This is a genomic window from Achromobacter agilis (assembly GCF_900496965.1).
Taxonomy (GTDB): Bacteria; Pseudomonadota; Gammaproteobacteria; order Burkholderiales; family Burkholderiaceae_B; genus Achromobacter; species Achromobacter agilis.
In genome coordinates this window covers 70376-95489 of the sequence record NZ_UFQB01000002.1, presented here as the reverse complement: position 1 = coordinate 95489, position 25114 = coordinate 70376, and the positions used below count along the sequence as shown (strand labels likewise).

The 25114-nt window shown below is 68.0% G+C and carries 20 protein-coding genes; 7 read left to right on the top strand and 13 right to left on the bottom strand.

Annotated features, from left to right (window positions below; genetic code table 11):
- Positions 1–3: 3 nt before the first annotated feature.
- The 5 genes from AGI3411_RS02625 to AGI3411_RS02605 all read right to left on the bottom strand — a co-directional run bounded on the left by AGI3411_RS02625 (position 4) and on the right by AGI3411_RS02605 (position 6180).
- Positions 4–1353 carry a four-carbon acid sugar kinase family protein gene (locus AGI3411_RS02625; protein WP_129525866.1) on the bottom strand — a complete coding sequence of 450 codons (1350 nt, stop codon included), beginning with the start codon at positions 1351–1353 and terminating at the stop codon, positions 4–6.
- Positions 1350–2627, bottom strand: coding sequence for a ribulose-bisphosphate carboxylase large subunit family protein (locus AGI3411_RS02620; protein ID WP_129525865.1), 1278 nt, complete (start codon positions 2625–2627; stop codon positions 1350–1352). Before AGI3411_RS02620 ends, AGI3411_RS02625 begins: the two co-directional genes overlap by 4 nt.
- 34 nt (positions 2628–2661) lie before the next feature.
- Positions 2662–3201 (bottom strand): VOC family protein, encoded by a 540-nt coding sequence (locus AGI3411_RS02615; protein ID WP_129525864.1) that lies wholly within the window; start codon positions 3199–3201, stop codon positions 2662–2664.
- Positions 3202–3270: 69 nt separating this feature from the next.
- Positions 3271–5151, bottom strand: a complete 1881-nt coding sequence (locus AGI3411_RS02610; RefSeq protein ID WP_129525863.1) for a TRAP transporter large permease — start codon at positions 5149–5151, stop codon at positions 3271–3273.
- A 9-nt stretch (positions 5152–5160) separates the two neighbouring features.
- Complete coding sequence (locus tag AGI3411_RS02605; RefSeq protein WP_129525862.1) at positions 5161–6180, bottom strand: TRAP transporter substrate-binding protein; 1020 nt, start codon at positions 6178–6180, stop codon at positions 5161–5163.
- A gap of 112 nt (positions 6181–6292) precedes the next feature.
- Between AGI3411_RS02605 and AGI3411_RS02600 the strand changes: the two genes are divergently transcribed.
- The 3 genes from AGI3411_RS02600 to AGI3411_RS02590 all read left to right on the top strand — a co-directional run bounded on the left by AGI3411_RS02600 (position 6293) and on the right by AGI3411_RS02590 (position 9536).
- Positions 6293–7354, top strand: a complete 1062-nt coding sequence (locus AGI3411_RS02600; RefSeq protein WP_129525861.1) for a LacI family DNA-binding transcriptional regulator — start codon at positions 6293–6295, stop codon at positions 7352–7354.
- 103 nt (positions 7355–7457) lie between these two features.
- On the top strand, positions 7458–7913 hold the full coding sequence (locus tag AGI3411_RS02595) for a MarR family winged helix-turn-helix transcriptional regulator (protein WP_208748005.1): 456 nt from the start codon (positions 7458–7460) through the stop codon (positions 7911–7913).
- Between the two features lie 75 nt (positions 7914–7988).
- Positions 7989–9536: an MFS transporter gene (locus AGI3411_RS02590; RefSeq protein ID WP_129525860.1), complete on the top strand. Its 1548-nt coding sequence runs from the start codon at positions 7989–7991 to the stop codon at positions 9534–9536.
- A gap of 25 nt (positions 9537–9561) precedes the next feature.
- Here AGI3411_RS02590 and AGI3411_RS02585 read toward each other — a convergent pair whose 3' ends face one another.
- The 7 genes from AGI3411_RS02585 to AGI3411_RS02555 all read right to left on the bottom strand — a co-directional run bounded on the left by AGI3411_RS02585 (position 9562) and on the right by AGI3411_RS02555 (position 18382).
- Positions 9562–10821, bottom strand: coding sequence for a nitrate- and nitrite sensing domain-containing protein (locus AGI3411_RS02585; RefSeq protein ID WP_129525859.1), 1260 nt, complete (start codon positions 10819–10821; stop codon positions 9562–9564).
- Positions 10822–10848: 27 nt separating this feature from the next.
- Positions 10849–11616 (bottom strand): uroporphyrinogen-III C-methyltransferase, encoded by a 768-nt coding sequence (gene cobA, locus AGI3411_RS02580; protein ID WP_129525858.1) that lies wholly within the window; start codon positions 11614–11616, stop codon positions 10849–10851.
- A 17-nt stretch (positions 11617–11633) separates the two neighbouring features.
- Positions 11634–13382 (bottom strand): bifunctional protein-serine/threonine kinase/phosphatase, encoded by a 1749-nt coding sequence (locus tag AGI3411_RS02575; protein WP_129525857.1) that lies wholly within the window; start codon positions 13380–13382, stop codon positions 11634–11636.
- Positions 13383–13394: 12 nt separating this feature from the next.
- Entirely contained in the window at positions 13395–14207 is an 813-nt protein-coding gene (locus tag AGI3411_RS02570; protein WP_129525856.1) for a formate/nitrite transporter family protein, read from the bottom strand.
- Positions 14208–14260: 53 nt separating this feature from the next.
- On the bottom strand, positions 14261–14611 hold the full coding sequence (gene nirD, locus AGI3411_RS02565; RefSeq protein WP_129525855.1) for a nitrite reductase small subunit NirD: 351 nt from the start codon (positions 14609–14611) through the stop codon (positions 14261–14263).
- Positions 14611–17160, bottom strand: coding sequence for a nitrite reductase large subunit NirB (gene nirB, locus AGI3411_RS02560; protein ID WP_129525854.1), 2550 nt, complete (start codon positions 17158–17160; stop codon positions 14611–14613). The genes nirD and nirB overlap by 1 nt, the downstream gene beginning before the upstream one ends.
- Before the next feature lie 334 nt (positions 17161–17494).
- On the bottom strand, positions 17495–18382 hold the full coding sequence (locus AGI3411_RS02555) for a LysR family transcriptional regulator (protein ID WP_129525853.1): 888 nt from the start codon (positions 18380–18382) through the stop codon (positions 17495–17497).
- A gap of 210 nt (positions 18383–18592) precedes the next feature.
- On the opposite strand from AGI3411_RS02555, the gene AGI3411_RS02550 reads away from it, so the two are divergent.
- Positions 18593–20242 (top strand): GMC family oxidoreductase, encoded by a 1650-nt coding sequence (locus AGI3411_RS02550; RefSeq protein ID WP_129525852.1) that lies wholly within the window; start codon positions 18593–18595, stop codon positions 20240–20242.
- 702 nt (positions 20243–20944) lie between these two features.
- Here the strand turns inward: AGI3411_RS02550 and cfa are convergent.
- The gene (gene cfa, locus AGI3411_RS02545; RefSeq protein WP_129525851.1) at positions 20945–22126 is read right to left on the bottom strand and encodes a cyclopropane fatty acyl phospholipid synthase; all 1182 of its coding nucleotides are present in this window, start codon (positions 22124–22126) and stop codon (positions 20945–20947) included.
- 339 nt (positions 22127–22465) lie between these two features.
- Here cfa and AGI3411_RS02540 point away from each other — a divergent pair, with 339 nt between their 5' ends.
- The 3 genes from AGI3411_RS02540 (at position 22466) to greB (ending at position 24968) form a co-directional block, all read left to right on the top strand.
- A complete protein-coding gene (locus tag AGI3411_RS02540) occupies positions 22466–23401 on the top strand; it encodes an alpha/beta fold hydrolase (RefSeq protein ID WP_129526121.1) in 936 nt (311 codons plus the stop codon).
- A gap of 97 nt (positions 23402–23498) precedes the next feature.
- Positions 23499–24344, top strand: coding sequence for a 3',5'-nucleoside bisphosphate phosphatase (locus AGI3411_RS02535; RefSeq protein ID WP_129525850.1), 846 nt, complete (start codon positions 23499–23501; stop codon positions 24342–24344).
- Between the two features lie 72 nt (positions 24345–24416).
- Positions 24417–24968 carry a transcription elongation factor GreB gene (gene greB, locus AGI3411_RS02530; protein WP_129525849.1) on the top strand — a complete coding sequence of 184 codons (552 nt, stop codon included), beginning with the start codon at positions 24417–24419 and terminating at the stop codon, positions 24966–24968.
- The last annotated feature ends 146 nt before the right edge of the window (positions 24969–25114 follow it).

Sequence of the window (25114 nt, the reverse complement as noted above, 5' to 3'; positions counted from 1 at the left end):
CCTTCAGGCCTGGCCCAGCGCGAGATCGTCGAACAGGAAGTCGCCGCCCATCTGGCCGCCCTTGAGCATCAGTTCCACGCCGTCGATGCGCGGATCGTCGCTGCGGGCGATGCTGACGGTGACGCCGGGCGCGAGCACGCAGCGAAATGCCAGGCCCCACAGGCCGAGCGCGAGGGTGGCCTGGCTGGAGGTGTCGCCGCCCGCGATGCCGATGCGGTCCAGCCGCTTGCCGGCCTGCGCGCTGCCTTGCACGATGGCGGCGGCGAGCTGCGCGGTGGCGCGGGCGGTGGCCGCGGTGTGTTCGGCGGCGGGCGCATGATCGGGGCGGTCGGTGTGCACCAGCACGTTTCGCCCCTGGACCAGCGCGGCGATGGCTTGCCGGGCCTGGTCCGCCGCGTAGCCGGCGTCGCCGAGCAGCCGTTCCACGCGCAGCGGCTGGCGTGTGTAATGCAGGCAGGCGGCGATCTGCCGCGCCGTAACGGGCGACAGGCTGCCCGCCACCGCCAGCACGGGTCCCGATGCCGGCGGCAAGGGGGGCGGGGCGTCGCTCGCGCACGCGCCCGGGATGGCGCGCGCGAGCGCCTGCTGCACGCTGCTGGGGCCGACGGCAAGCAACGGCAGGCAGGCGGCGGCGCGCCAGATCAAGCGGCCGATGACGGCCAGTTGTTCGTCGTCTACCAGGTCCAACAACAGGGGGCCGTCGGCGGTCTCGATGACTTGATCGATCCAGCGCTCGGCCGCCGGGGCGTCGGCGGCCTGCCGCAGGCGGGGGTAGGCGGTGTGCGGCACCGAACGGATGTCCTGCAGCCCCTGCGCCGCTAGGTGCAGCCGGAGGTCCGCTTCGTGCATGGGCGTGACCGGATGCACGCGCATGACCGGATGGCGGTCGATGCGGTGGATCTCGGGGGCGGAGCCTGCGCGGGCGAACAGCTGGGCGAAACTGCAATAGCGTCCGATGCTGGGCTGTCCGCCCACGATGGGCACCAGCGGGTTGGGCATGTGACGGCGCAGTTCCTGCACGGCGACGCCGATATTGCCGACGTGGGGCGCGCTGTCGAAGGTGGAACAGCATTTGTAGTGCAGCACGCGGGCGCCGGTGCCGGCCATGAATCGGCCGATGCCGCGCAGCTCTGCCTGCATTTCGGCGGGCGCCATGCCGCGGGCCGCGCCGGCGATGCCCAGGGCGTCCAGCCGGCCTGCCCGCCGCAGCTGCTCCGCCGTGGGCACGCCCAGGAACAGCAGGCTGCGCAAGCCGGCGCGGGAAACTTCCGCGAGCGTATCGGTGGCGCCGGTGAAGTCGTCGCCGTACCAGGCGACCCGCGGCGGGGCGGGGCCGCGCTCGCTGCCGTTCATGCGCGGTTTCCGAAGAATTCGATGGCGCGCCGCAGTTCGGGGGCATGGCGCGCGTAGTCTTCCAGGTGTTGTCCTTCGCGCATCGCCTGCCAGGCCTGCCGGATGCTCAGCACGCCGGCGGCCGGGCCGTCCGGGTGGGCGAGGATGCCGCCGCCGGACATGAACAGCAGGTCGTCGCTGCGCACGGCCGACCAGGTGGCGGGCACGGTGCCGGCCCATTGGCCGGACGAGAAGGCGGGCATGACGGGGTCGTCGATGCCCAGCGTGAGAGACGCCAGGCAATCGCGCGCGGAGTCCACGACTTCGCGGTCGTCCTGCGAGAACTTGCCCTGCAGGCCATGGACGTGCATGTGGTCCACGCCGGCCAGGCGCCAGAGCGTCTGGTAGGCCTGGAATCCCACGCCCAGCATGGCGTGGCGGGACAGCGCGCCGTAGCCGTTGCGGTGGCCGTGCAGGGCCAGCGGGGTGCTGCGGCGCAGGGTCTGGATCGCGGAGTAGCCGCAGTGGTTCAGGCTGGCCATGACGCAGGTGCCTTCCTCGCGTTCGATCAGGTCGGCGTGGCGGCGCATGGCGTCGGTCTCGTCGCTGATGTTGAAGGCCACCATGACCTGGCGGCCGGTGCGTTCGCGGTGCGCGCGCACCACGGCCATGACGGCCGCCACGCGTTGCGCCAACGGCGCGTGGGCCGGATTGGCGCAAACCTCGTCGTCCTTGATGAAATCGACGCCCGCGGCGCACAGCTGGGCCACCAGGTGCGCGGTCTGTTCCGGCGAAAGGCCCACGTTCGGCTTGATGATGGTGCCCACCAACGGTCCGTTCGCCACGCCCGTCAACGCGCGCGTGCCGGCGATGCCGGCCCGGGGCATGTCGAACTGCGCGCGGTAATTCGCCGGCAACTCCATGCTTTCCAGGCGCAGGCCGGTCACTTCGCCCAGGTCGTACAGGTTGCCGCCGACGGTGGCCGCCAGTGTCGGCAGGTTGGCGCCGACATTGGCGACCGGGAAGGCGATGCGCACGCGGGCGCGCCGGTACGCGGCCGGCATCCCGCCCGGCTGGCGCGCCAGCCAGGCATTCGGCAGGCTGGGGATGGGGGTGGAGTCCAGTTCCTCGATGGACTCGATCCGCGCGCGGGCGCGGGCGCGCAGCTCATCGGTTTCGCCCTGCACCCGCGTGAAGGTGCCGCAGGACTGCTCGCCGGCCATGACCTCCGCGACCCGGCCGGGGTCGAGCGGGGTTTCGATCAGGTAGGTGGCGGTAAACGATTGGGAATTCATGGTGGCGGTATGCGGCGGTGGCGGGAGGGACGGGTCAGAGCCGGCTCAGATCGGGGAAGGGGCGGACGGGATCCTTGCCGTCCCAGTCGCGGGCGCTGTCGCGGATCAGGTCGAACATGCGGCCCTTGGGGCCCGCCACTTCGGACAGTTCGATCACGGTGCCGGGGTGGTATTCGGTATCGAAGTAGATGAAGCGGCCCTTTTCGCCCACTTCGCCGCTCATCTTGGGCTTGAAGCCCTGCGCCAGCAGGCGCTCCAGGTCGGCGTCGTAATCTTCGGTCCAGTAGGCCACGTGCTGCAGGCCGGTGCGGCCGGCTTGCAGGAAGTCGCGGTACATGGAGGGCACGTCGTTGCGGGTCTGGATCAGCTCGACCTGCACGAAGCCCGAATTGGCCAGCGCCACCGAGTTGTGGGGTTCATGGCTGGCGCCGTCGTACCGGTAGTTCACGATGGGCACGCGCGGGTTGTAGTACCAGGGGCCCACGCCCAGCGTGGCGCTCCAGTAGTCCATGGCGGCTTCGATATCGTGGACCACATAACCGAGTTGGCGGATTTCGCCCAGGAAACGACTCATGATGGATCTTTGCAGGAATAAGGGTTGGAGAGTGCGGGGCAGGCGCGGCCCGGATCCGGGCCGCGGGCCTCACAGGAAACCGATGGAGAACCAGGGAAAGGCGGCGACGATGACCAGGCCCACCAGCAGGGCGGCGACATAGCCCCAGATCGGGCCGATCCCTTCGTTGGGATCGACGCGGCTGATGGCGCAGGCGCCGTAGTAGCCCACGCCGAAGGGCGGCGCGAACAGGCCGATGCCCATCGCGAAGATCACCACCATGGCGTAATGGACTTCATGCACGCCCGCCTGTGCCGCGATCGGGAACAGCAGCGGGCCAAACAGCACGATGGCGGGAATGCCTTCCAACACGCTGCCCAGGATGATGAACGCCACGATGGAGACGGCCAGAAAGCCGTAGGCGCCGCCCGGCATGCCGGCCATCAGGCGGGCCAGGTCGCCCGAGAAGCCCGATTGCGTCAGCGCCCAGGCCATCGCCGTGGCGCAGCCCACGATGAGCATGATGGCGCCGGATAGCGAGGCGGTCTCGATTAGCATGGGCTTGAGCCGGGCCCAATCAAAACGCCGGTAGACCAGCAGGCCGACGAGCGCGGAATACACGATGCCGATGGTGGAAACCTCGGTGGCGGTCGCCACGCCTTCGACCACCGCCGCACGGATCACGAAGGGCAGGGCCACGGCGGGCAGGGCGATCACGAAGTAGCGGCGGATCTCCTTGAGCGTGAAGCGCTGGGCCAGGCTCAGGTCTTCCTTGCGGTAGCGCCACCACACCACCGAGCACAGCGCCAGGCCCAGCACCACCGCGGGCAGCAGGCCGCCGGTGAACAGCGCGGCGATGGACACGCCCGTCACCGAACCGATGGTGATAAGCACGATGGACGGCGGAATGGTCTCGGTCTGCGCGCCGGTGGCCGACAGCAGCGCCACCAGGTCGCCCGGCTTGGCGCCGCGCTTCTGCATCTCCGGAAACAGCACCGGCGCGATGGCCGCCATGTCGGCGATCTTGGAGCCCGAGATGCCCGACACCAGGTACATGGCGCCGATCAGCACATACGACAGCCCGCCGCGCACGTGGCCCAGCAGGCTGGCCAGGAACTGGATCATGGCGCGCGCCATGCCCGTCATTTCGATGAGCGACCCCAGGAAGATGAACAGCGGCACGGCCAGCAGCATCAAGTGGGACATGCCTTCGTCCAGCCGGCCCACCATCACGACCATGGGGGTATTGGTGGCCAGGATCAGGTACGAGAACGTGGCTAGCGCGAACGAGAACGCGATCGGCACGCCGGCGAAGACGGTGGCCGCGACGACGCCGACGAAGAAGATCAGCAGGTTCAGCTTGCCCAGCGACGTGAACAGCGGCTGCGCCAGCCAGAACAATCCGACGACGGCCGCCGCGCCCGCCAGCGCCACCAGCATCTGGGGCAGGGTCTGCGTGCGCACCAGGCGCAGCAGGGCCACGACGGACATCAGCCCCATGCCGACCGGAATGGCGGCGGCGCGCCAAGCGTTGCTCAGTTCCAGCGCGGGCGTGATGATGAAGTGTTCCTCATGCGCATATTCGACGGCGGGCGCGAGGATCAGCGCCAGGAAGGCCAGCGACGCGGCCGTGGCCGCCGTCTCCAGCTGCGCGCGGCGCGCGGGGCTGATGTTGTTGACCAGCGCCGTCATGCGCATGTGTTCGCCGCGCCGCAAGGCGACGACCGCGCCCAGCATGGACAGCCACAGGAACAGGATGGAGGCGAGCTCGTCGGACCAGACCAGCGGGCTGTGGAACGCGTAGCGCGCCACCACTCCGGCGAATAGCACGGCGATCTCGACCAGGACGATGGCGGCGGCCGTGTGTTCGACAATGCAGCCCACCAGCCCGTCCAGGGCGCCGGCGGCCCGGCGCAAGGGGTGGGCCGGCAGCAGCGGCGGCGCGGCGTGGGGGGCGGACAGGGAGGACATGGCGCGACCTCAGGCCAGCTTGCCGACGGCCTGCTCCAGCAGGGTCCAGGCCTCGTTGCCGAAGCGGCCCTGCCATTCCTTGTAGAAACCGGCGCTGCGCAGCTGTTCGCGGAAACTGTCGGCGGACGGCTGGTTGAACAGCAGGCCCTTGCCCTCCAGGTCCGACTGCACCGAGGCATTGAGCTTCTTGATGTCTTCGCGCTGCGCCAGGCCGGCTTCATTGATGCCGCGCGCGACGATCGTCTTCAAGTCCTGCGGCAGGCCTTCCCACATGCGGCCGTTGGCGATGAACCAGTAGCCGTCCCAGATGTGGTTGGTGAGCGAGCAGTACTTCTGCACTTCGTACAGCTTGGCCACCTGGATGATGGGCAGCGGGTTTTCCTGCGCGTCCACCACCTTGGTCTGCAGCGACGAATAAACCTCGCTGAACTGCAGGCTGGCCGGCGCGGCGCCCAGGCCCTTGAACATGGAGATCGGCAGCGAGCTCACCGGCACGCGGATCTTCAGGCCCTCCATGTCGGCCGCGGTATTCACGGGCGCTTTGCTGCTGGTGGTCTGGCGAAAGCCGTTGTCCCACATTTTCTCGAAGGCGTAGAGCCGGCGCTGTGCGATGGCGGCGCGCACGTGCGCGCCCAGCGCGCCGTCCATGGCGCTCCAGACCTGGTTGTAGTCCTTGAAGGCGAAGCCCACCGCGTTGATCGCCGCGACCGGCACCAGGGTCGCGATGACCAGGGCCGACGGCGTGAAGAAGTCGATGCCGCCGGAGCGCACCTGCGCCAGCATGTCGGTGTCGCCGCCCAGCTGGTTGTTCGGGAAGATCTTGATGTCCACGCGTCCGTTGCTTTCCTTGAGGATGCGTTCGGCCGCTTCCTGGGCGCGGATGTTCAGCGGATGGGTAACGGGCAGGTTGTTGCCGTACTTGAGCGTGTAGTCGGCCGCGCGGGCGATCAGCGGAAAGCCGCTGGTCAGGGCTAGGGCGGGAATCGCGCCAAGGCGGCGCAGGGCGGTGCGGCGTGTCAGCAGCTTCATGGTTGTCTCCATAATCATGGCTATGATGTTTTTTGATGTGCCACAAAAGCGCCAACCCCATGCGGCAGACTGGACAATAGTGAATTGGCGCTATCATCGTCAAACTTCTTTCATGATGGTTTTTGATGTGAATAGAGCGCCTTCCGAACGCAAGCTGGCGCGCCTGGCGGATGTCGCGGCGCGCGCCGGCGTTTCCACGGCCACAGCCGACCGCGTGCTGAACCGCCGTTCCGGCGTGCGGGCCAGCACCGCGCAAAAGGTCTTCCGGGCCGCGATCGAACTGGATTACCTGCCCGAGCAGGAACTCCGCTCCGCCGCCGCGCCCGAGCCGATGCGGCTGGTCTTCCTGCTGCCGCGCGGCAGCAACCGGTATCTCCGCATGCTGGGCGATACCGTCAGCTACGCGCACGAGCATTTCGCGCCCCTGAACGCCAAGTGCCAGGTCGAATATGTCGAAAGCTTCAACCCCGACGCGCTGGCCCAGGCGCTGGCCAAGCATGGCAAACGCGCGGACGGCATCGCGTTCATGGCGCTGGAGCATCCGGCGGTGCGCGAAGCCGTCGATGCGCTCGCGCAGCAGGGCGTGCCGGCGGTGACGCTGATCTCCGATATCGCCAACAGCGCGCGCGCGGCCTACGTGGGGCTGGACAACCGCGCCGCCGGGCGCACCGCGGGGTATTTGATCGCGCGCTTCATCGGCGCGCGGGCGGCGCACGTAGCGCTGATCGCCGGGTCGCGCCACTACCGGGCGCACGAGGAGCGCGAGGGCGGTTTCCTGCAGCTATACGCCGAACAATTCCAGGCTATGCAGGTGGTGGATTTGCGGGAAGGCTACGACGATGCGCAAAGGAACTACGAACAAACACGCCAACTGCTCGAGCAGTATCCGCAACTGGCCGGCATCTACAACATCGGCGGCGCGTCGGACGGCGTGGCGCGCGCCCTGAAAGAGGCGGGCCTGCAGCATCGCGTCGTCTTCATCGGCCATGGCCTGACCCCCGACACCCGCTCGCTGCTGATCGACGGGACCATGGACGCCGTCATCACGCAAAGCCCGATGGAGGCGCTGATGAGCTGTGTGCGCATTTTCTGCAACCTGCGCGACAAGCGCAGCGCGATGAACGGGGTGGAACTGGCCCGCAGCCAGGTGATATTCCGCGAGAACCTGCCCTAGACGGACAGAAAGCACGGGCGCGCGCGACACTGTTCTTGCATATTTGCTGCCTAGGCAGTTAATATGCGGAAATCGATCCCGATGAGCAGACGGCAAGACCATCGTGAATAACGCCAAACCTTCCGTGCTGGACGAGTTTTGCACCGGTGACCTCGGTTTCATGGTGACGTCCGTGCGCAACGGCATCCAGGACGCGCTGGAACGCGAGCTCGCGCCCCTGCAGATGACGGTGCCGCAGTACGTGGTGCTGAATTGCCTGGCGAAAGGCTGGGGACGCACGCTCAGCGATTTCTGCCGCGTGCTGGCGTATGACTCCGGCGCCATGACCCGGCTGCTGGACCGCATTGCCGCCAAGGGTTTCATCCGCCGTGTGGAAAACGAATCCGACCGGCGCAGCTTCCTGATCGAGCTTACGGCGCTGGGGCAGGCCGCCCTGCCGCAGGCGCGGCAAGTGACCGAAGTGGCGTTTCGCCGGTTGTTGACGGGGTTCTCGGAAAAGGACGCCGAGACGCTGCACAAGCTGCTGTCGCGCATCCTGATCAACGCGAAATCGGACTGACACTCATCGGTCCGCTTTTTTTTGGTTATTTATCTGCCTAGGCATATACAGCCTGGGCATACAAAACCTCACATCATGCATGAACCATCACGCGCATCAGGAATTCCGGCGGCCCGCGCTTCGCTGCTGCTCGTCATAGGCGCCCTGACCCTCATCGATTTCCTGCAGAACGGCATGGTGACTTTCGCCGCCGCGCCCATCATGGGCGAGATCGGCGCCAGCCCGGAGGAGTATTCCACCGTGGCCGTGATTTACGCCTGCGTGGCCGTGGTGATGATCGCGCTGCAGGGCTGGCTGGTGCATCGCCTGGGCTTGCGGCGCTATTTGCTGGCCTCGCTGGCCGCGGCGGCCGCGGGCGCCGCGGTTTGCGCGCTGTCGCGCAGCGAGGCGGGGTTTCTGTGCGGCAGGATCCTGATGGCCATGGGGTGCGCGGCCATGCTCACGTCGTCGCGCCTGAGCGTCAACCTGATTCCGCCCGGACCGGCGCGCTTCCACGGCATCAAGGCGTTGGCGACCGGCTTGTGCGTGGGCACGGCGCTGGCGCCGTGGCTGGCCTCGATGGCGGTGGACCGCGACGGTTGGCCGATGATGTTCTGGCTGGTGGCGGCGCTGTCTCTGCTGGCGATGGTCCCCGTCGCGCGCGCGATGCCGGGCAAGGATGCGGAGGCGGTGCTGGCCGGCCAGGCGCGCCCGATGCCGATCGCCGCCTTGGGCGCGGGCAGCTTCCTGGTGCTGCACGCCCTGCAGCGGTCCTATTACGACTTCTTCAGCGACCGCCATCTGCTGGTGCTGTCGGCGGTCGCGGGCACTGCGGCGATGGGCTACTTCGTGCGGTCGGAAACGCGCAATGGCGCGCCGCTGCTCAAGCTGGGCGGCATGAAAGAGGTGCGCTTCATCTGCGGGCTGGCGCTGTTCATGGCGTGCTACCTGATGCTGGGTGCAAATGGCTACCTGGTGCCGGTGATGCTGCAGCGCGCGCTGGGCCAGTCCTGGTCCACCACCGGCGAGTTCTTCGCCATGGGCCTGGGGGCGGGCGTGCTGACCTGGGCGGTGATGTCGCAATTGCTGCCGCGCTGGCCCGCGCCGCGCAAGTTCTTCGTGACGGGATTCCTGGCGCTGGCGGCCTTCGGCGGGCTGATGTCGCGGCTGACGCCCGACGCCGATTTGTGGACCGCAGTATTTCCCGCGCTGGCCTGCTATGGCGTGTTCATCATGATTGTCATGCCCACAACGGCCATGCAGACGTTTACCGGGCTGACCGGGGATCCGGCGGTGTTCGCCCATGCGCAGCAGGTAAAGAACATGCTGGCGCAGATCGGGCAGGCGCTGGGGATCATGCTCGCCACCATCGGCCAGCAGTGGTTTACCTCCGAGCATTACGACCGGTTGCGCGGCGGCATCGTGGCGGGCAATGCGAATTTCGAGTCGGCGATGGCCCGGTTGACCGACTATTTTTCCGCGGTGGCGGGGCCGGCGCAGGCCCGCGAGCTGGCGATGGAGCAGATCGCCCAGATGGTCTCCCGGCAATCGGTGCTGCTGGCCAGCCTGGACCATTTCCATGTGGTGATGGCTGTGGCGTTGATAGCGGCCGTGGTGAGCCTGACCCAGCGGGTGTTCCGCTAGCCGGGCGCCGGGGACCGCGCCGGCATCAGTTTTCGTCCTGTTCGACGATCAGCCGCGCGACGTCCGCCAGGGACAGCCCGCCGTCCATGGCGGCGCGTTGCAGGCGTTCGTGCGCGGCCTGTTCCGTCAGGCCATAGCGGCCGATCAGGAGCAGCTTGGCGCGGTCGATGCGCTTCGTCTCGTCCAGCGCGCCGCGCGCGGCGGCCAGCGCATCGTCGGCGTGCTGCATGCGTAGCGCCTGTTCGCGCATCATGTCCAGAATGGACCGTTCCAGCTCCTCGCCCACGCCGTCGGGCGGCGGTTCGTCCATGACGCGGCCCTGCACGCTGTACACCATGCTGGGCGTGCGGCCGCTGGCGTGGTCGGCATAGCGGCTCAGCAGCAGACGGCGGTCGTCCAGTTCCTGCCGGGTGTCGGCGATGCGTTGCGCGCAGCGTTGCGCCAGCGCGTCGGCGAGCAGGCTTTCCAGCCCGCGCATGGCGTCGATGCGGGCCGTGTAGAGTTCGAACCACAACTCGGCCAGGCTGGCGTCCACGCGCTGCCCGTCCGACGTGCGCTGCGCCATGCCGCGCAGGCGCCGCACTGGCTGCCCCTGTTGCTGGATCTGCTCCCAGCGTTGCTGGGCGCCGGCTTCGGCGTATTGCGCGAAGATGCCGAAGCTGCGGTCCTGGCTGGCGGCCAGGCCCAGCATGCGCGCCTTCTGCGCATCGGTGAAGCAGCCGGCGGTAAAGCCCATGACGCCGCAGGCGCGCTCCTGGCCGCTCAATTCCTTGCCCTGCATGAAATTCAGCAGCGCCACCAGGTTACGGGTGACGCCGGGATCCGTTGCGGTGTCCGCGGCCTCGAAGACGATGGCCAGCAGGCTGCCGACGGCCCGCGTGAAGCGCGCGTCGGCATCTTCGGCGGGCACGCGCCGGTCGCGGACCTGCCGCCGCAAGCCGGCCAGTTCTTCCAGCCGGAAGAGGGAATAGGCGATGGCGTTGAGCAGCCGGGCGCGCACGTTGCCTGGCGCCGGGTCCGCCGCCAGTCCGTCCAGCCTGTGGCGGACGTCGGTTTCGACCGCCTCGGACTGCCGGCTCAGGTCGGCCAGTGCCGGCAGCAGGCGCGCATCGCCGCTGCACAGGTATAGATTGGAATAGCCGCGTTCCTTTTGCAGCGCGTGCGCCAGCGCGCCGATGCGCACGACCAGATCGCAGCCGCGCGCCAGGGCTTCCAGGCCATGGAGTTCGCTGCGGCGCGCGGCGAGCAGAAAGCGCAGCGGCGGTGGCATGTGGCGTTCGGCCATAAGGATTCCGGTCTCGGTCGGATTGGGTCAGGCGCTGCGGCGCAAGCGGGTTTCGGCCAGGGCTGGGGCGTCGGGAGCGCCGTACATACGGCAGGCGGCGACCTGGCCGATCACCAGCACCGCGGGGCTGCGCAGCCGGAAAGCGTCTGCGTCGTCAGCCATGGCCGCGACCGTGGAGGCGCATTCACGCTGTCCGGGCAGGCTGGCGTTCTCGATCATCGCCACGGGGGTGGCGGCATCCATGCCCGCCGCCAGCAACTGGCCGCGCATGTCTTGCAGTTTTGCGACTCCCATGTAGACCACCAGTGTCGTGCCGCCTCGCGCCAGCGCGGACCAATCGGGCATGCCGCCGTCCTGCGTATGGGCCGTGACCAGTGTAACGCCCGTCGCCAGGCCGCGTTGCGTGAGCGGGATGCCGACGGCGGTCGCGGCGGCCAGGCCGGCGGTGATGCCGTTGACGACCTCGCAGGCGACCCCGTGCGCGCTGAGCCACTGGGCCTCCTCGCCGCCCCGCCCGAAGATGCAGGGATCTCCGCCCTTGAGCCGGGCCACGCGCAGCCCTTGCCGGGCATAGCGCAGCATCAGGCGCTGGATGAAGTCCTGCGGCGTCGAGCGGCAGCCGCCGCGTTTGCCCACGCGCACGATGCGCGCGTCGGGGCAGTAGTCGAGGATGCGCGGGTCGACCAGATCGTCGACCAGGACCACGTCGGCCAGGCCCAGGGCCTTGACCGCTTTCATCGTCAGCAGCTCCGGGTCTCCGGGGCCTGCGCCGATCAGCCAGACGGCAGGATTCATGATGGGCGTCCTTGCGTTCATAAGGGGAGGGAAAGGGCGGCGAGCGCGATCGCCAGGACCAGGCTCAGCCCCTTCCAGAAGGCCAGCGGATTGCGTTCCAGCAGGGGCAGGCGTTCGCCCTGCCGGGCGGTCTCGGCAGGATGGCGCAGCGCATAGGTGAATTCGGATAGCTCGGGCGTGCGCGAGCACGGGTCGGGATGCAGCGCGCGGCTGAGCACGCCGTCGATCCAGGCGGGAATCTCGCGGTCGCGGCCCAGGACGGAAACGTAGCTCAGGCGCAGCTGCGCGGCGCGGCTGCGGGCCCGGGCAGCGTCCGGCCCGTAGGGCAGGCGGCCCGACAGCATCTGATAGAGCATCGCCGCCAGCGAGTACAGATCGGACCTGGGCGTGCCGGCCTCGCCCAGGAAGTACTCGGGCGCGGCGTACTGGGCCGTGCCCAGCACCGGGCCGGCGTGGCCGCCGGCGTGCATCAGCTCGTCGATGCCCGCAACCTTGGCGGACCCCAGGTCGATGATCTTCGCCGTGCCGTCCGGCGTGATGAGAATGTTGTCCGGGCGCAGGTCCTGGTGCACGAGCTCCAGCCGGTGCAGGGCCTGCAGGCCGCGGGCGATCTGCTCGACGATCGCGATGGCGGATTCCAGCGAGGGCCTGGGATTGGCGGCCATCCATTGCATCAGGGTGCGGCCTTCGATGTATTCGCTGGCGGTATACAGGTAGCGGCGCGGGCCCTTGGCGGGCCAGGCGCGCACCACGTGGCGGCTGTCGATGCGGCGGGCGATCCACTCCTCGGTCAGCAGCCGTTCCAGATAGGCCGGATCGTGGCGCAGGTCCAGCGAGGGGATCTTGATGACGGCCTGTCCGCCGCTGGCGAGGTCGCGCGCCAGGTAAACGTGGCTGCGGGAGCTGGCGCGCAGTTCGTCCAGGATGCGGAAGCCCTCGAAGTCCTGGCCCGCGGCCAGCAGCGGCGGGCAGGGCAGGTCGAGGCTGTAGCGGCCCAGTTCGCTGGCCTGGCGGCCGGGCAGGGCGTCGATGCGCACGATCTGCACCGTCAGGTTGTCGCCGCTGCCGCGCTCGTAAGCCAGCGCGGCCAGCGCGCGGGCGGCATCGTCGAGGCTGCCGGGATGCGCGGCGACGGCGGCGGCCATGTCTTGCGCGTCCACATGTTCGTAGACGCCGTCGGTCGCCATGAGAAACACGTCGCCCTGTTCCAGCGGCTGGGTGTGGTAGTCGATCTCGAGCTGCGGGGCCAGCCCCAGCGCCCGGCTCAGGCAGCTTTTGCCGCGAGCGACCCAGACGCGATGGTCTTCGGTCAACTGCTCCAGCGCGCCGTTGCGCAGGCGGTAGAGGCGGGCGTCGCCGACGTGGAGAATGTGCGCGGTGGTGGACTTCAGCACCATGACCGTCATCGTGCACACGTAGCCGCGGTCGCGGTCAGGGTCGTGGCGCTGACGGGTCTGGGCATGCAGCCAGGCGTTGGCCGCGCCCAGCACCTTTTGCGCCGATTTCCGCACCGACCAGGTTTCCGGCGTGCAGTAGTAGTCCTCCAGGAAGCTCGCGACCGCGGTCTCGCTGGCGATGCGGCTGACGTTGCTGCTGCTGATGCCGTCGGCCAGCGCGACCGCGATGCCCTTTGAGCCCAGCAGCGGCTCGCCGGGCAGGCACAGGCCGTGGAAGTCCTGGTTGACCGGTTTCCTGCCGGGCTCGCTGTGCTGGCCCGCCGCGACCTTCAGGGAGGCGGCGCATTCGCGGGGCGCGTAGCGGTCCATGGCCGGCGGGTCTCAGTTGAAGCTGCGCTTGGGCGCGGTCTTCATGTGCGTGGTGTAGAGCGTCAGGCCGGTGAGCGACAGCCCGCCGATCAGGTTGCCCAGCACCACGGGGATTTCGTTCCAGACCATATAGTCCATGATCGAGAAATTGCCGCCCAGGATCAGGGCCGAGGGGAACAGGAACATGTTCACCACGGAATGCTCGAACCCCATGGCGAAGAACAGCATGATGGGCATCCACATGGCGATCACCTTGCCGCTGACCGTGGTGGAGATCATGGCGCCGACGACGCCCAGCGACACCATCCAGTTGCACAGCACGCCGCGCACGAAAATCGTCAGCATGCCGCCCGCGCCGTATTCCTTGTAGCCCAGGGTGCGGTTCTCGCCGATGTGCGAAATGACCTCGCCGACCTTGCTGGGCGGCGTCGAGAAGCCGTAGGTGAACACGATGGCCATCAGGAAGGCCACCGTCAGCGCGCCCAGGAAGTTGCCGACGAAGATCACGCCCCAGTGCCGCAGGACGGCCTTGAGGGTAACGCCGGGCCGGCGGTCCATGAGCGCCAGCGGCGTCAGGACGAACACGCCGGTCAGCAGGTCGAAGCCCATCAGGTAGAGGATGCAGAAGCCGACCGGGAACAGCGCGGCGCCGAGGATGGGCGAGCCCGTCTGCACGGATACGGTAACGGCGAACACCGCGGAGAGCGCCAGGATGGCGCCGGCCATGTAGGCGCGGATGAGCGCGTCGCGAGTGGCCATGTAGATCTTGGATTCGCCGGCGTCCACCATCTTGGTGACGAATTCGGCAGGGACAATGTAGGACATGATGGCTTCCTGTTTCTGGAGGAATATCGGGAATTGGAGGGCAGGCAGGCGCTTCAGCGGATCTCTACCGCGTCGGCGTTGAAGCGCGCGCGCCAGGCACGCAGCCTCTGGTCGGGGTATTGCACGCAGCTTCCGTCCGCCAGGCGGAAGTGCTGCTTGTAGAGCGGCGAGGCGACCACGAGCTCGCCGCTCAGGTGGCCGACGATGCCGCGGCCGATGACGTTGGCGCCGGACTTCGGGTCGCGGTTCTCGATGGCGTATACGCCGCCGTCTTCGTCCTGAGGCACGTAGAACAGCGCGATCTGCACACCCTCGACCAGCGCCACCACGCCGGAATTGGGCACCAGGTCCTGGCGGCGGCATACGGGCCGCCAGGGTTGCGGGTCATGGGCAAGGGCGTCCATCAGGCGATCTCCTCGGCAATGGGAATGACGCGGGCGGGGGCGGGCCGGGGCTGGCCGCGTTCCTCCACGAACTGGATATCGGGGTCCGGGCGGCTGTCGTTCACGAAGGTACGGAAGCGCCTGAGCTTTTCCGGATCGTTCAGGGCGTTGGCCCATTCGCATTCATAGCGGTCCACCACCAGCTGCATCTGCGCTTCCAGCTCGGCGCACAGGCCCAGGCTGTCTTCCAGCACCACTTGCTTCAGGTAGTCCAGCCCGCCTTCCAGCGACTCGCGCCACACGGAGGTGCGCTGCAGCTTGTCGGCCGTGCGGATGTAGAACATGAGCAGGCGGTCGATGATGCGGATGAGCGCGGCGTCGTCCAGGTCGGTGGCGAAGAGCTCGGCATGGCGCGGGCGCATGCCGCCGTTGCCGCAGACGTACAGATTCCAGCCGTTCTCGGTGGCGATGACGCCGATGTCCTTGCTCTGGGCTTCGGCGCATTCGCGCGTGCAGCCCGAAACGGCGAACTTCAGCTTGTGTGGCGAGCGCAGGCCCTTGTAGCGGTGCTCGATGTCCAGCGCCATCCGGACGCTGTCCTGCACGCCGTAGCGGCACCAGGTGCTGCCTACGCAGGACTTCACCGTGCGGGTCGACTTGCCATAGGCATGGCCGGTCTCGAATCCCGCGGCGATCAGTTCGCTCCAGATGTCGGGCAGTTCATGGAGCTGCGCGCCGAACAGGTCGATGCGCTGGCCGCCCGTGATCTTGGTGTACAGGCCGTACTTCTTGGCGACGGCGCCGATGGCGATCAGGCCGTCGGGCGTGATCTCGCCGGCCGGGATGCGCGGCACCACCGAATAGGTGCCGTTCTTCTGCATGTTGGCCATGAAGGTGTCGTTGGTGTCTTGCAGCGGCACCAGATGGGGATCCTGGATGGGACGGTTCCAGCAGGATGCGAGGATGGAGCCGACGGCGGGCTTGCAGATATCGCAGCCGAGCTGGCCGTGCCCGTGGCTGGCCAGCAACTGCTCGAAGGTCTCGATGCCGCCCACGCGCACGATCGCGTAGAGCTCCTGGCGGGTGTAGGCGAAGTGTTCGCACAGGCTCTTGTCCACGGCGACGCCGCGCGCGGCCAGCTCGTGTTCCACCACTTGCTTGAGCAGGCCGGCGCAGCCGCCGCAGCCGGAGGCCGCCTTGGTGCAGCCTTTGACCGAGGCCAGGTCCGTACAGCCGCCGTCGATGGCGTCGCGGATGGCGCCCTTGCTGACGTTGTGGCACGAGCAGACAGTGGCCGAGGCGGGCAGCGCGTCCACGCCCAGCAGCGGGGCGGCCTGTCCCTGGGGCAGGATCAGACTGGCCGGGTCGGCGGGCGGCGCGATGCCGTTCTGCACGTATTGCAGCAGCGTGTCGTAGTAGCTGTTGTCGCCGACCAGGACGGCGCCCAGCACGCGCTTGCCATCGGCCGACACGACCAGGCGCCGGTAGCCTGCGCCGGCCTCGTCGATGTAGCGGTAACTGCGCGCGCCCGGCGTTGCCCCGTGGGCGTCGCCGATCGAGCCGACGTCGACGCCCAGCAGCTTGAGCTTGGTGGACATGTCGGCGCCCGCGAAAGGCTGGGCGGATTCGTCGCAAAGCGCCGCCGCGGCGATGCGCGCCATCTGGTAGCCGGGCGCCACCAGGCCGAACACGCTGCCGTTCCAGGCCGCGCATTCGCCGATGGCATAGATGTGTTCGTCGCTGCTGCGGCAGAAGTCGTCGATGGCGATGCCGCCGCGCTCGGCCAGCGTCAATCCGGCCTTGCGCGCCAGCGTGACCTGCGGCCGGATGCCGGCGGAGAACACGATCAGGTCGGTCTCCAGCGGGGCACCTTCGGCGAAGCGCATGCGGTAGCGGTATTGCGTGCCGGGGCGGATGTCCTGCGTGGCGCGCGACAGGTGCACGCCCACGCCCAGCGATTCGATCCGCGCGCGCAGCGCCGCGCCGCCTTGCTCATCCAGCTGCACCGGCATCAGGCGCGGCGCGAATTCCACCACGTGCGCCTCCAGGTCCAGCGACTTCAGCGCATTGGCCGCCTCCAGGCCCAGCAGCCCGCCGCCGACGACCACGCCGCGGCGCGCGCCGTGGGCGGCTTCGCGGATCCGGTCCAGGTCGTCGAGCGTGCGGTACACCAGGCGCGAGGCGCCTTCCGCGCCCGCGATCGGCGGCACGAAAGGATGGGAGCCCGTGGCCAGGACGAGCTTGTCATAGGCGTGGTTGCCCTGGGCAGTGACGATCTGGCGATGGCGCCGGTCTATCTCCAGGACGGGGGTGTCCAGGTGCAGGGTCACGCCCTCGTGCTCGTAGAGCGCCGCTTCGCCCAGCGCCATCGAATCGGCATCCCGTCCGTTGAGGTATTCGGACAGGTGCACGCGGTCATAGGCCCGGCGGCTTTCTTCGCCGAACACATGTATGCGGTAGCGCGCCAGCGCGCCGCGGGCGATCAGCTGTTCGACGCAATGGTGGCCCACCATGCCGTTGCCGATGACAACGAGGGTCTGCAGGGAGCCGGATGTGGCCGATACGTTCATGGGATATCCCCGGGGCTTGGATATTCAGGTTTCGGAAGGCGAAAGGCGCCCTGGACCTTGCGGTCGGGGCGCCTTTGCCGGTATTGCTCAAGTTGTCGTGCCGGCCTTGCGGCCCGCATGCCAGACATCAAGCAAAGTCCGTGCCAGGATTCTTGGGCGGGGAGGCGCAAGGCCGGAATGCCTGGGCACGCCGAGGAGGACGGGCATCGAAATCAGGCGCGGGCGGGCTGCAAGGCGCCGGCGGCCGGCGGGGCCGCTGCGTCAAGCCGGTGCATAGTCCTGTGCGCGCTGCACCCGTTTGGCGCAGCGCAGCAAATTGGTGCGGCGCGGGCTGTCAGCCGAACGCCGCCCGCACGGCGGAGAAGGCGGCGGCCACCAGCGGGTCGTCGCGCCGCGCGGCCTGGGTGATGAAGGAGAGTTCCGCCTGGATCGACAGCCCCTTCACCAGCAGCAGGCCGTTGGCCTGGGATTCGCGCAGGGCGATGGAGTCGCGCGCCAGCGATAGGCCGACGCCTGAGCGCACCAGGTCCAGCATCGACGATTCCTGGTCCACTTCCGCCACGGCGTTGGGCGCGATGCCCAGGGCGTCGAACTGTGCGCAGAGCAGGCGGTGATGCACGGAATCCGGCGGCGTCCAGATCCAGGGCAGCGCGGCGATCTCGGCCCAGCCGCGGCCGGCCACCTGCGCGCCCCAGCCCTTCGGCGCAACGACGCAATAGGCGAACGAGGCCAGCGGCAGCGCCTCCAGGCCGGGCGTGCCGCCCGCGCTGCCCTGCGGCCCCAGCGAGAAACCCACGTCCAGTTCGCCCGCGCGCACCTGCCGGCCCACCGAACCGGACATGCCGTGGCGCAAGGTGGGCCGGATTTTCGGATAGTGCTCCACCAGGTATTGCAGGGTGGCGCCCAGCCGCAGGAACTCCGGATCGAGAATGGTGCCGATGCGCAGCTCGCCCTGGACGGTGTCGCGCAGGGCGCCGATGGCGCGCTGGAAATCGTCCAGCGCGTCCAGGATGCGCTGCGCCGACGGCAGCAACGCCCGGCCGTCGGCATTGGGCGCCAGGCCCTGGGCGGTGCGCGAGAATAGCGTCAGGTCCAGGGATTCCTGGAAGTTCTTCAACTGCAGGCTCAGCGCGGGCTGGGTCAGGTGGAGGTGCTCGGCCGCGCGCGTCAGGTTGCCTTCGCGGGCGACGGCGGCAAAAGTGCGGATGTGCTTCAGATCCATGGGATATCCAATAGAAGGGCTTCCGGGCGCGGCAGGAAATACGCAGCATTATTAGAGTTGCTTATAAGGCGTTTTTCAACAATTCATTGGACAGTTTCGGGCGGCTGGGCGAGAGTCACACTAGATACCCGGTGCGCGCCCCGTGCCGCAACCGGGCTGGCTCACCCCGCCGGCGGGCGCATCGCCCCGGCAAGCAGATAAGAAGAGCTTATGGAGACATACGACTACATCATCGTGGGCGCGGGATCGGCGGGCTGTGTGCTGGCCAACCGGCTAAGCCAGGATCCGGCCGTGCAGGTGCTGCTGCTGGAGGCGGGCGGCCCCGACAACTACCACTGGATCCATATCCCGGTGGGGTACCTGCATTGCATCGGCAACCCCCGCACGGACTGGATGTACCGGACCACGGCGGAGCCGGGGCTGGGCGGCCGTTCGCTCATTTACCCGCGCGGCCGCGTGCTGGGAGGCTGCTCGTCGATCAACGGCATGATCTACATGCGCGGCCAGCGCCAGGACTACGAGGATTGGGCTGCGCTGTCGGGCGATCCGGCGTGGGGCTGGGACCAGGTGCTGCCGGTCTTCAAGCGCAGCGAGGACCATCACCGCGGCGCCGACGCGCACCACGGCGCGGGAGGCGAATGGCGGGTGGAGCCGCAGCGCCTGCGTTGGGACATCCTGGAAGCCTTTGCCGCCGCGGCGGAGCAGGAGGGCATTCCGCGCGTGCAGGATTTCAATCGCGGCGACAACTTCGGCAGCGGCTATTTCGAGGTGAACCAGCGGCGCGGCTGGCGCTGGAATACGTCCAAGGCGTTCCTGCGTCCAGTGCGCAGTCGTCCGAACCTGCGCGTGGAAACCGGCGTGCTGGCCGAACAGCTGCTGTTCGACGGCAAGCGCTGCGTCGGCGTGCAACTGCGCCGCGGGGCCGCCACCGCCACGGTGCGGGCGCGCCGCGAGGTGGTGCTGGCCGCGGGCGCGGTGAACACGCCGCAACTGCTCGAACAGTCTGGCGTGGGCGAGCCCGCCCGCCTGCGCGAAAGCGGCATCGCGCTGCGCCACGCCTTGCCGGGCGTCGGCGAGAACCTGCAGGATCATCTGCAGCTGCGGGTCATCCTTAAGGTAAGCGGCGTCAAGACGCTCAACCGCATCGCTTCCACGTGGTGGGGCAAGGCGGGCATCGGTCTGGAATACCTGATCAACCGCAGCGGTCCGATGAGCATGGCACCGTCCCAGCTGGGCGCGTTCGCCAAATCCGATCCTGGCCAGGCGCGCGCCAACGTCGAGTTCCACGTCCAGCCCTTGTCGCTGGGCGCCTTCGGCGAACCGCTGCACGGCTTCGACGCCTTCACGGCCAGCGTATGCAACCTGCGGCCGACGTCGCGCGGCAGCGTGCACGCGCAGGGTCCGCAGGGCGCAGGCCTGGCGCCCGCCATCACGCCCAACTATCTCAGCACCGAGGGAGACCTGCGCGTAGCGGCGGACTCCATCCGCCTGGTGCGGCGGATCGCCGCGGCGCCCGCGCTGCAGCGCTACCAGCCGCAGGAGTGGCTGCCGGGCCCGGCATTCCAGACCGATGCCGAGCTGCGGGAAGCGGCCGGCAAGATCGGCACCACGATCTTCCATCCGGTCGGCACTTGCGCCATGGGGCGCGATGCAGACGGCGGCGCGGTGGTGGACGCGCGCTTGCGGGTGCATGGGCTGGAGGGCCTGCGCATCGCCGACGCATCGGTGATGCCGCTGATCACGTCGGGCAACACCAATTCGCCCACGATCATGATCGCCGAGCGCGCGGCGGACATGATCCGCGAGGACGCGGCGCGGGGCGCCGGCGTAGCTGCAGAGGCAGAGGTAGCCAGGGTCTGACATCTGGAGGCAGGGCCTCAGGAGCAGACCAGTGTCTGACATCCTTACGAGATGGTTTTTCAGGCTGGAGACTTGTGCTTCCGGGGTGTCAGACACCCGGAAACAGTGCTACAGCCTGACGGGCGGCGCATAGGGGTGTCAGACACTGAGATGGATGGTTTCCAGACGCGCCCGACGGGGCATGGTCAGTGTCTGACACCCTTACGAAACGGTCTTCAGGCTGGAGGCGGTGCTTCCCGGGTGTCTGACACCCGGAAACAGCGCTACAGCCTGACGGGCGGCGCATAGGGGTGTCAGACACTGGGACGGGCGGTTTCCAAGCGCGCTCGACGGGGCATGGTCAGTGTCTGACACCCTTACGAAACGGTCTTTCAGGCTGGAGGCGGTGCTTCCCGGGTGTCTGACACCCGGAAACAGCGCTACAGCCTGACGGGCGGCGCATAGGGGTGTCAGGCACTGGGACGGGCGGTTTCCAAGCGCGCCCGACGGGGCATGGTCAGTGTCTGACACCCTTACGAAACGGTCTTCAGGCTGGAGGCGGTGCTTCCCGGGTGTCTGACACCCGGAAACAGTGCTACAGCCTGACGGGCGGTTCATAGGGGTGTCAGACACTGGGACGGGCAGCCCATAACAGTGTCAGACACAGGGGCGGGCAGCCCATTCAGACACCGAGACGACCAGTGCATAAAGGCAGCACCGCACTCAGCGCAGCGAACGGTACGTGTCCTGGCGCTGCGGATGGGTCAGCATCACCTGCCAGAGCTGGCCCTCGCGTGACCGGAAGAAACCGGCGCAGCACATCAGATAGTATTTCCACATGCGGTAGAAGCGCGTGCCGTAGCGCGATTCCAGCTCGGGCCAGGCCCGTTCGAATTTCTCCCACCACGCCATCAGCGTGCGGTCGTAGTCGGCACCGAAGTTGTGCCAGTCTTCGATGATGAAGCGGCCTTCCACCGCCGTCGCGATCTCGCGGGCCGACGGCAGCTTGCCGTTCGGGAAGACGTAGCGGTCGATCCAGGGATCGGTGCTCTGGCTGGTGGAGGCGATGCCGATGGTGTGCAGCAGGAACGCGCCGCCGGGCGCCAGCAGGCGCTGCACGTGGGTGAAGTAGGTGTCGTAGTTCTTGGGGCCGACGTGCTCGAACATGCCCACCGACACCACCTTGTCGAAGGTGCCTTGAAGGTCGCGGTAGTCTTGCAGCAGCAGCTCCACGGGCAGGCCCTTCACGCGGTCCTGCGCCAGCGCCAGCTGTTCCTTTGAGACCGTCACGCCGGTGACCTTGACGCCATAGCGCTCGGCCGCGAACTTGGCCAGCCCGCCCCAGCCGCAGCCGATGTCCAGCAGGGTTTCACCCTGCTTGAGCTGCAGCTTGCGGCAGATCATGTCCAGCTTGGCAAACTGCGCCTCTTCCAGTGTCTGGGCGTGTTCCCAGTAGGCGCAGGAATAGATCATGCGGCTGTCCAGCATGGCTTCGAACACGTCGTTGCCGGCGTCGTAGTGCTGTTTCCCGACTTCGAAGGCGCGGTTCTTGGATTGCAGGTTGAACAGCTTGTGGCGCAGGTGCTCGGCGATCAGCTTGACGCGGGCCAGGCCCAGCGCCGCGGATCCCATGTCGGCGCGCAGCAGCCGCGTGAATAGTTCGTCCAGCTCGTCGCAATCCCATTCGCCGTCCATGTAGGACTCGCCCAGGCCCAGCGACCAGCTCGCGAAGACGCGGTCGTACATGTGCTTGTCGTGCACGTGGATGTCCCAGGGACGCGTGCCGTTGATCTGGACGTCGGCGCGGGCCAGGACATCCTGCAACACTTTGGGGGGTTCGGGGGGAGGGATGCTGACGGCGGTGTCGTCGGTGGTCAGCGGAGAGACGGGACTGCTTTGCTGCATACGGACTCCATATCAATTTTGGGAAGACTGATCTGGCAATGCTCGAGACTGCAAACTGTGGCGCGAAAAGGCGGGCAACTCCAATTTAATGATTGGATCGCGCCGATAGGCAACCGCAATTCCCTGGCCGCCGCAGGGGCGGGCGTCGATCCGGATGGGATGATCGTAGCGACGACCGGGCCGATAGTCCAGGACCGTGGCCGCGGCGCCGCTGCCTGCCCCGGCTGTCATGCGCGCGCAAGTTGGCCGCGATTACACTACTGGGCCCGTTCGCCGTCCTATAAGATACCGGCCTGGCACGCCGCCGTATCGGCGCGTGCAGACTTGTGGAGTGTATCGATAGTGAACGCCAGTCTGGAACCCCGTTTGGAATTCGTCACTTGCGCCAGCCCGGCCGGTCTGCACCGCATGGCCTACTGGGAATGGGGCGATCCCGCCAACGATCAGGTGTTGGTCTGCGTGCACGGCCTGACCCGCAGCGGCCGGGATTTCGACACGCTGGCCCGCCGCGTGGCGGGCCGCTACCGGGTGGTCTGCCCCGACGTGGTGGGCCGGGGCCGCTCGGACTGGCTGGCCAATCCGGCGTTCTACACGGTGCCGCAATACGTGTCCGACATGGTCACCCTGATCGCCCGCCTGCGGCCAGCGCGGCTGGCGTGGCTGGGCACTTCCATGGGCGGCCTGATCGGCATGGCGCTGTCCGGCGCGGCAGTGTTCGCCCGCGCCATGCTGGCCATGCGGCCGCATGCGGGCATGCTGCCGCCCGGAGAAGGCGTGCGTCTCGACAAGCTGGTGCTCAACGACGTCGGCCCGAAGCTGGAAACCGGCGCGCTGGCCCGCATCGGCCAGTACGTGGGCGAGCCGGGCGAATTCGCGTCGTTCGAAGAAGCCGTGGCCGCCATGCGCGCCAATTCGGAAACCTTCGGGCCGCACACGGACGCGCAATGGGCCGATCTTGCGCGCTACCTGTATCCCGAACAAGGCGGAAAATGGGTGAAGCACTACGATCTGGCGCTGTCCCAGGCCCTGGCCGCGCAGACGCCCGAAGAATTGGCCGCGGGCGAACAGATCCTGTGGCGCTCCTATGACGCCGTGGACTGCCCGGTGCTGATCGTGCGGGGCGAGCAATCCGACCTGCTGACGCGCGCGACGGTCGACGAGATGCTCCAGCGCAACCCGCGCGCGCAGGCGCACGAGGTGCGGGGCGTGGGCCACGCCCCTACGCTGATCGCCGACGAACAAGTGGAGCCGGTGGCGGCCTTCCTGCTGGCTTAGGGCCGGTTCGCTCGGAAAAGCGCCTTGCGCCGTCCCCGGCAAACCAGGGACGGACACGGCGCTATCCACGCTGGCGGGCCTTCCCTACAATAGCCCCATGAACACGCGCACCCTGAACATCGATCTGCATTGCCATTCCACCGTCTCGGACGGCGCGCTCGCGCCTCGCGACGTGGCGCAGCGCGCGCACGCCAACGGCGTGGACGTCTGGGCGCTGACCGACCACGATGAAGTGGGCGGCCTGGTCGAGGCCGCCAGCGCGGCGCGCGAACTGGGCATGGCGTTCGCCACCGGCGTCGAGATCTCCGTGACGTGGGCCGGCCTGACGGTGCACATCGTCGGGCTGCGGTTCGATCCCGAAAACACCGTTCTGGTCGACGGCCTGCGCAAAACCCGCGCCGGCCGCGCGGAACGCGCCAAGCGCATCGGCGAGCGCCTGGCGGACATGGGCATGCCGGGCGCCTATGAGGGCGCGCTGCCGTTCGCCGGCAATCCCGAACTCATCAGCCGCACGCACTTCGCGCGCTATCTGGTCCAGGCCGGCTACTGCCCGGACGTGCAGACCGTATTCAACAAGCATCTGGGCGACGACCGGCCCGGCCACGTCCCCATGCAATGGGCCACGCTGGCAGAGGCGGTGGGCTGGATACGCGGCGCGGGCGGCCTGGCCGTCATTGCGCATCCGGGCCGCTACAAGTACACGCCCCTGCAGTTCGCCGCGCTGTTCGACGAATTCCTGCAACTGGGCGGCGTCGGCATCGAGGTCAACACGGGCAGCCATACCGCCGAGGAAGCCCGCCAGTATGCGGACGTGGCCCGCCGCTACGGTTTCCTGGCGTCGCGCGGCTCGGACTTCCATAGCCCGAAGGAAAGCCGGATGGACCTGGGCCGCCTGCCGGCATTGCCGTCCGACCTTAAACCGGTCTGGCACGACTGGTTCTGATGCGGGCAGCGGCCCCGCCGCCTTGCCCTCCAAGACGATCGACTGTGACCGCGCCCAACCGGCGCAACCGCCATGAATAAAGCATTTGTTAAAGAGTCCGACCAAGAGGACGACGACGACCTGCCGCAAGCCCAGGCGCTTCCGGCAGGCACGAAGAACTACATGACGCCCGGTGGCTACGAACGCCTGCGCGGCGAACTGACGCACCTGATGAACGTGGAGCGTCCCTCCGTCGTGCAGGTGGTGTCCTGGGCCGCGTCCAACGGTGACCGCTCGGAGAACGGCGACTATCTCTACGGCAAGAAGCGCCTGCGCGAAATCGATCGCCGCATGCGCTTCCTGACCAAGCGGCTCGACATCGCGGAGGTCGTCGACCCCGCCGCCCAGCCCAACCGCGACCAGGTGTTCTTCGGCGCCACGGTCCTGTATTCCGACAAGGCGGGCACGGAGCACAGCGTGACCATCGTCGGCGTCGACGAGGCCGAGCCGCTGGCCGGCAAGATCAGCTGGATCTCCCCGGTGGCGCGCGCCCTGATCAAGGCCAAGGAAGGCGACACGGTGGTCTTGCGCACGCCGGGCGGGATCGAGGAACTGGATATCCTGGAGGTTCGGTACCCGGAGTAGAGGTTTTTTGCGAGGGTGCCAGACGTTTAGAGGGTGTTTTTTTCGAGGGTGTCTGACACCTGGGGGGCGTTGCTTCAGGCAGGGGCGGCAGCGCGTACGGGTGTCAGACACAAGAAATGGGCAGGGCGTCAGATACCTCGGCATCA

Excerpts from the sequence above, each read along its gene's own strand:
- AGI3411_RS02605 (WP_129525862.1), bottom strand. The coding sequence starts at position 6,180 with ATGAAGCTGCTGACACGCCGCACCGCCCTGCGCCGCCTTGGCGCGATT.
- AGI3411_RS02585 (WP_129525859.1), bottom strand. The coding sequence starts at position 10,821 with ATGGCCGAACGCCACATGCCACCGCCGCTGCGCTTTCTGCTCGCCGCG.
- AGI3411_RS02620 (WP_129525865.1), bottom strand. The coding sequence starts at position 2,627 with ATGAATTCCCAATCGTTTACCGCCACCTACCTGATCGAAACCCCGCTC.
- AGI3411_RS02550 (WP_129525852.1), top strand. The coding sequence starts at position 18,593 with ATGGAGACATACGACTACATCATCGTGGGCGCGGGATCGGCGGGCTGT.
- AGI3411_RS02555 (WP_129525853.1), bottom strand. The coding sequence starts at position 18,382 with ATGGATCTGAAGCACATCCGCACTTTTGCCGCCGTCGCCCGCGAAGGC.
- AGI3411_RS02590 (WP_129525860.1), top strand. The coding sequence starts at position 7,989 with ATGCATGAACCATCACGCGCATCAGGAATTCCGGCGGCCCGCGCTTCG.
- AGI3411_RS02575 (WP_129525857.1), bottom strand. The coding sequence starts at position 13,382 with ATGGACCGCTACGCGCCCCGCGAATGCGCCGCCTCCCTGAAGGTCGCG.
- cobA (WP_129525858.1), bottom strand. The coding sequence starts at position 11,616 with ATGAATCCTGCCGTCTGGCTGATCGGCGCAGGCCCCGGAGACCCGGAG.
- AGI3411_RS02535 (WP_129525850.1), top strand. The coding sequence starts at position 23,499 with ATGAACACGCGCACCCTGAACATCGATCTGCATTGCCATTCCACCGTC.
- nirB (WP_129525854.1), bottom strand. The coding sequence starts at position 17,160 with ATGAACGTATCGGCCACATCCGGCTCCCTGCAGACCCTCGTTGTCATC.
- AGI3411_RS02570 (WP_129525856.1), bottom strand. The coding sequence starts at position 14,207 with ATGTCCTACATTGTCCCTGCCGAATTCGTCACCAAGATGGTGGACGCC.
- AGI3411_RS02600 (WP_129525861.1), top strand. The coding sequence starts at position 6,293 with ATGATGGTTTTTGATGTGAATAGAGCGCCTTCCGAACGCAAGCTGGCG.
- AGI3411_RS02625 (WP_129525866.1), bottom strand. The coding sequence starts at position 1,353 with ATGAACGGCAGCGAGCGCGGCCCCGCCCCGCCGCGGGTCGCCTGGTAC.
- cfa (WP_129525851.1), bottom strand. The coding sequence starts at position 22,126 with ATGCAGCAAAGCAGTCCCGTCTCTCCGCTGACCACCGACGACACCGCC.
- AGI3411_RS02610 (WP_129525863.1), bottom strand. The coding sequence starts at position 5,151 with ATGTCCTCCCTGTCCGCCCCCCACGCCGCGCCGCCGCTGCTGCCGGCC.
- nirD (WP_129525855.1), bottom strand. The coding sequence starts at position 14,611 with ATGGACGCCCTTGCCCATGACCCGCAACCCTGGCGGCCCGTATGCCGC.
- AGI3411_RS02615 (WP_129525864.1), bottom strand. The coding sequence starts at position 3,201 with ATGAGTCGTTTCCTGGGCGAAATCCGCCAACTCGGTTATGTGGTCCAC.
- greB (WP_129525849.1), top strand. The coding sequence starts at position 24,417 with ATGAATAAAGCATTTGTTAAAGAGTCCGACCAAGAGGACGACGACGAC.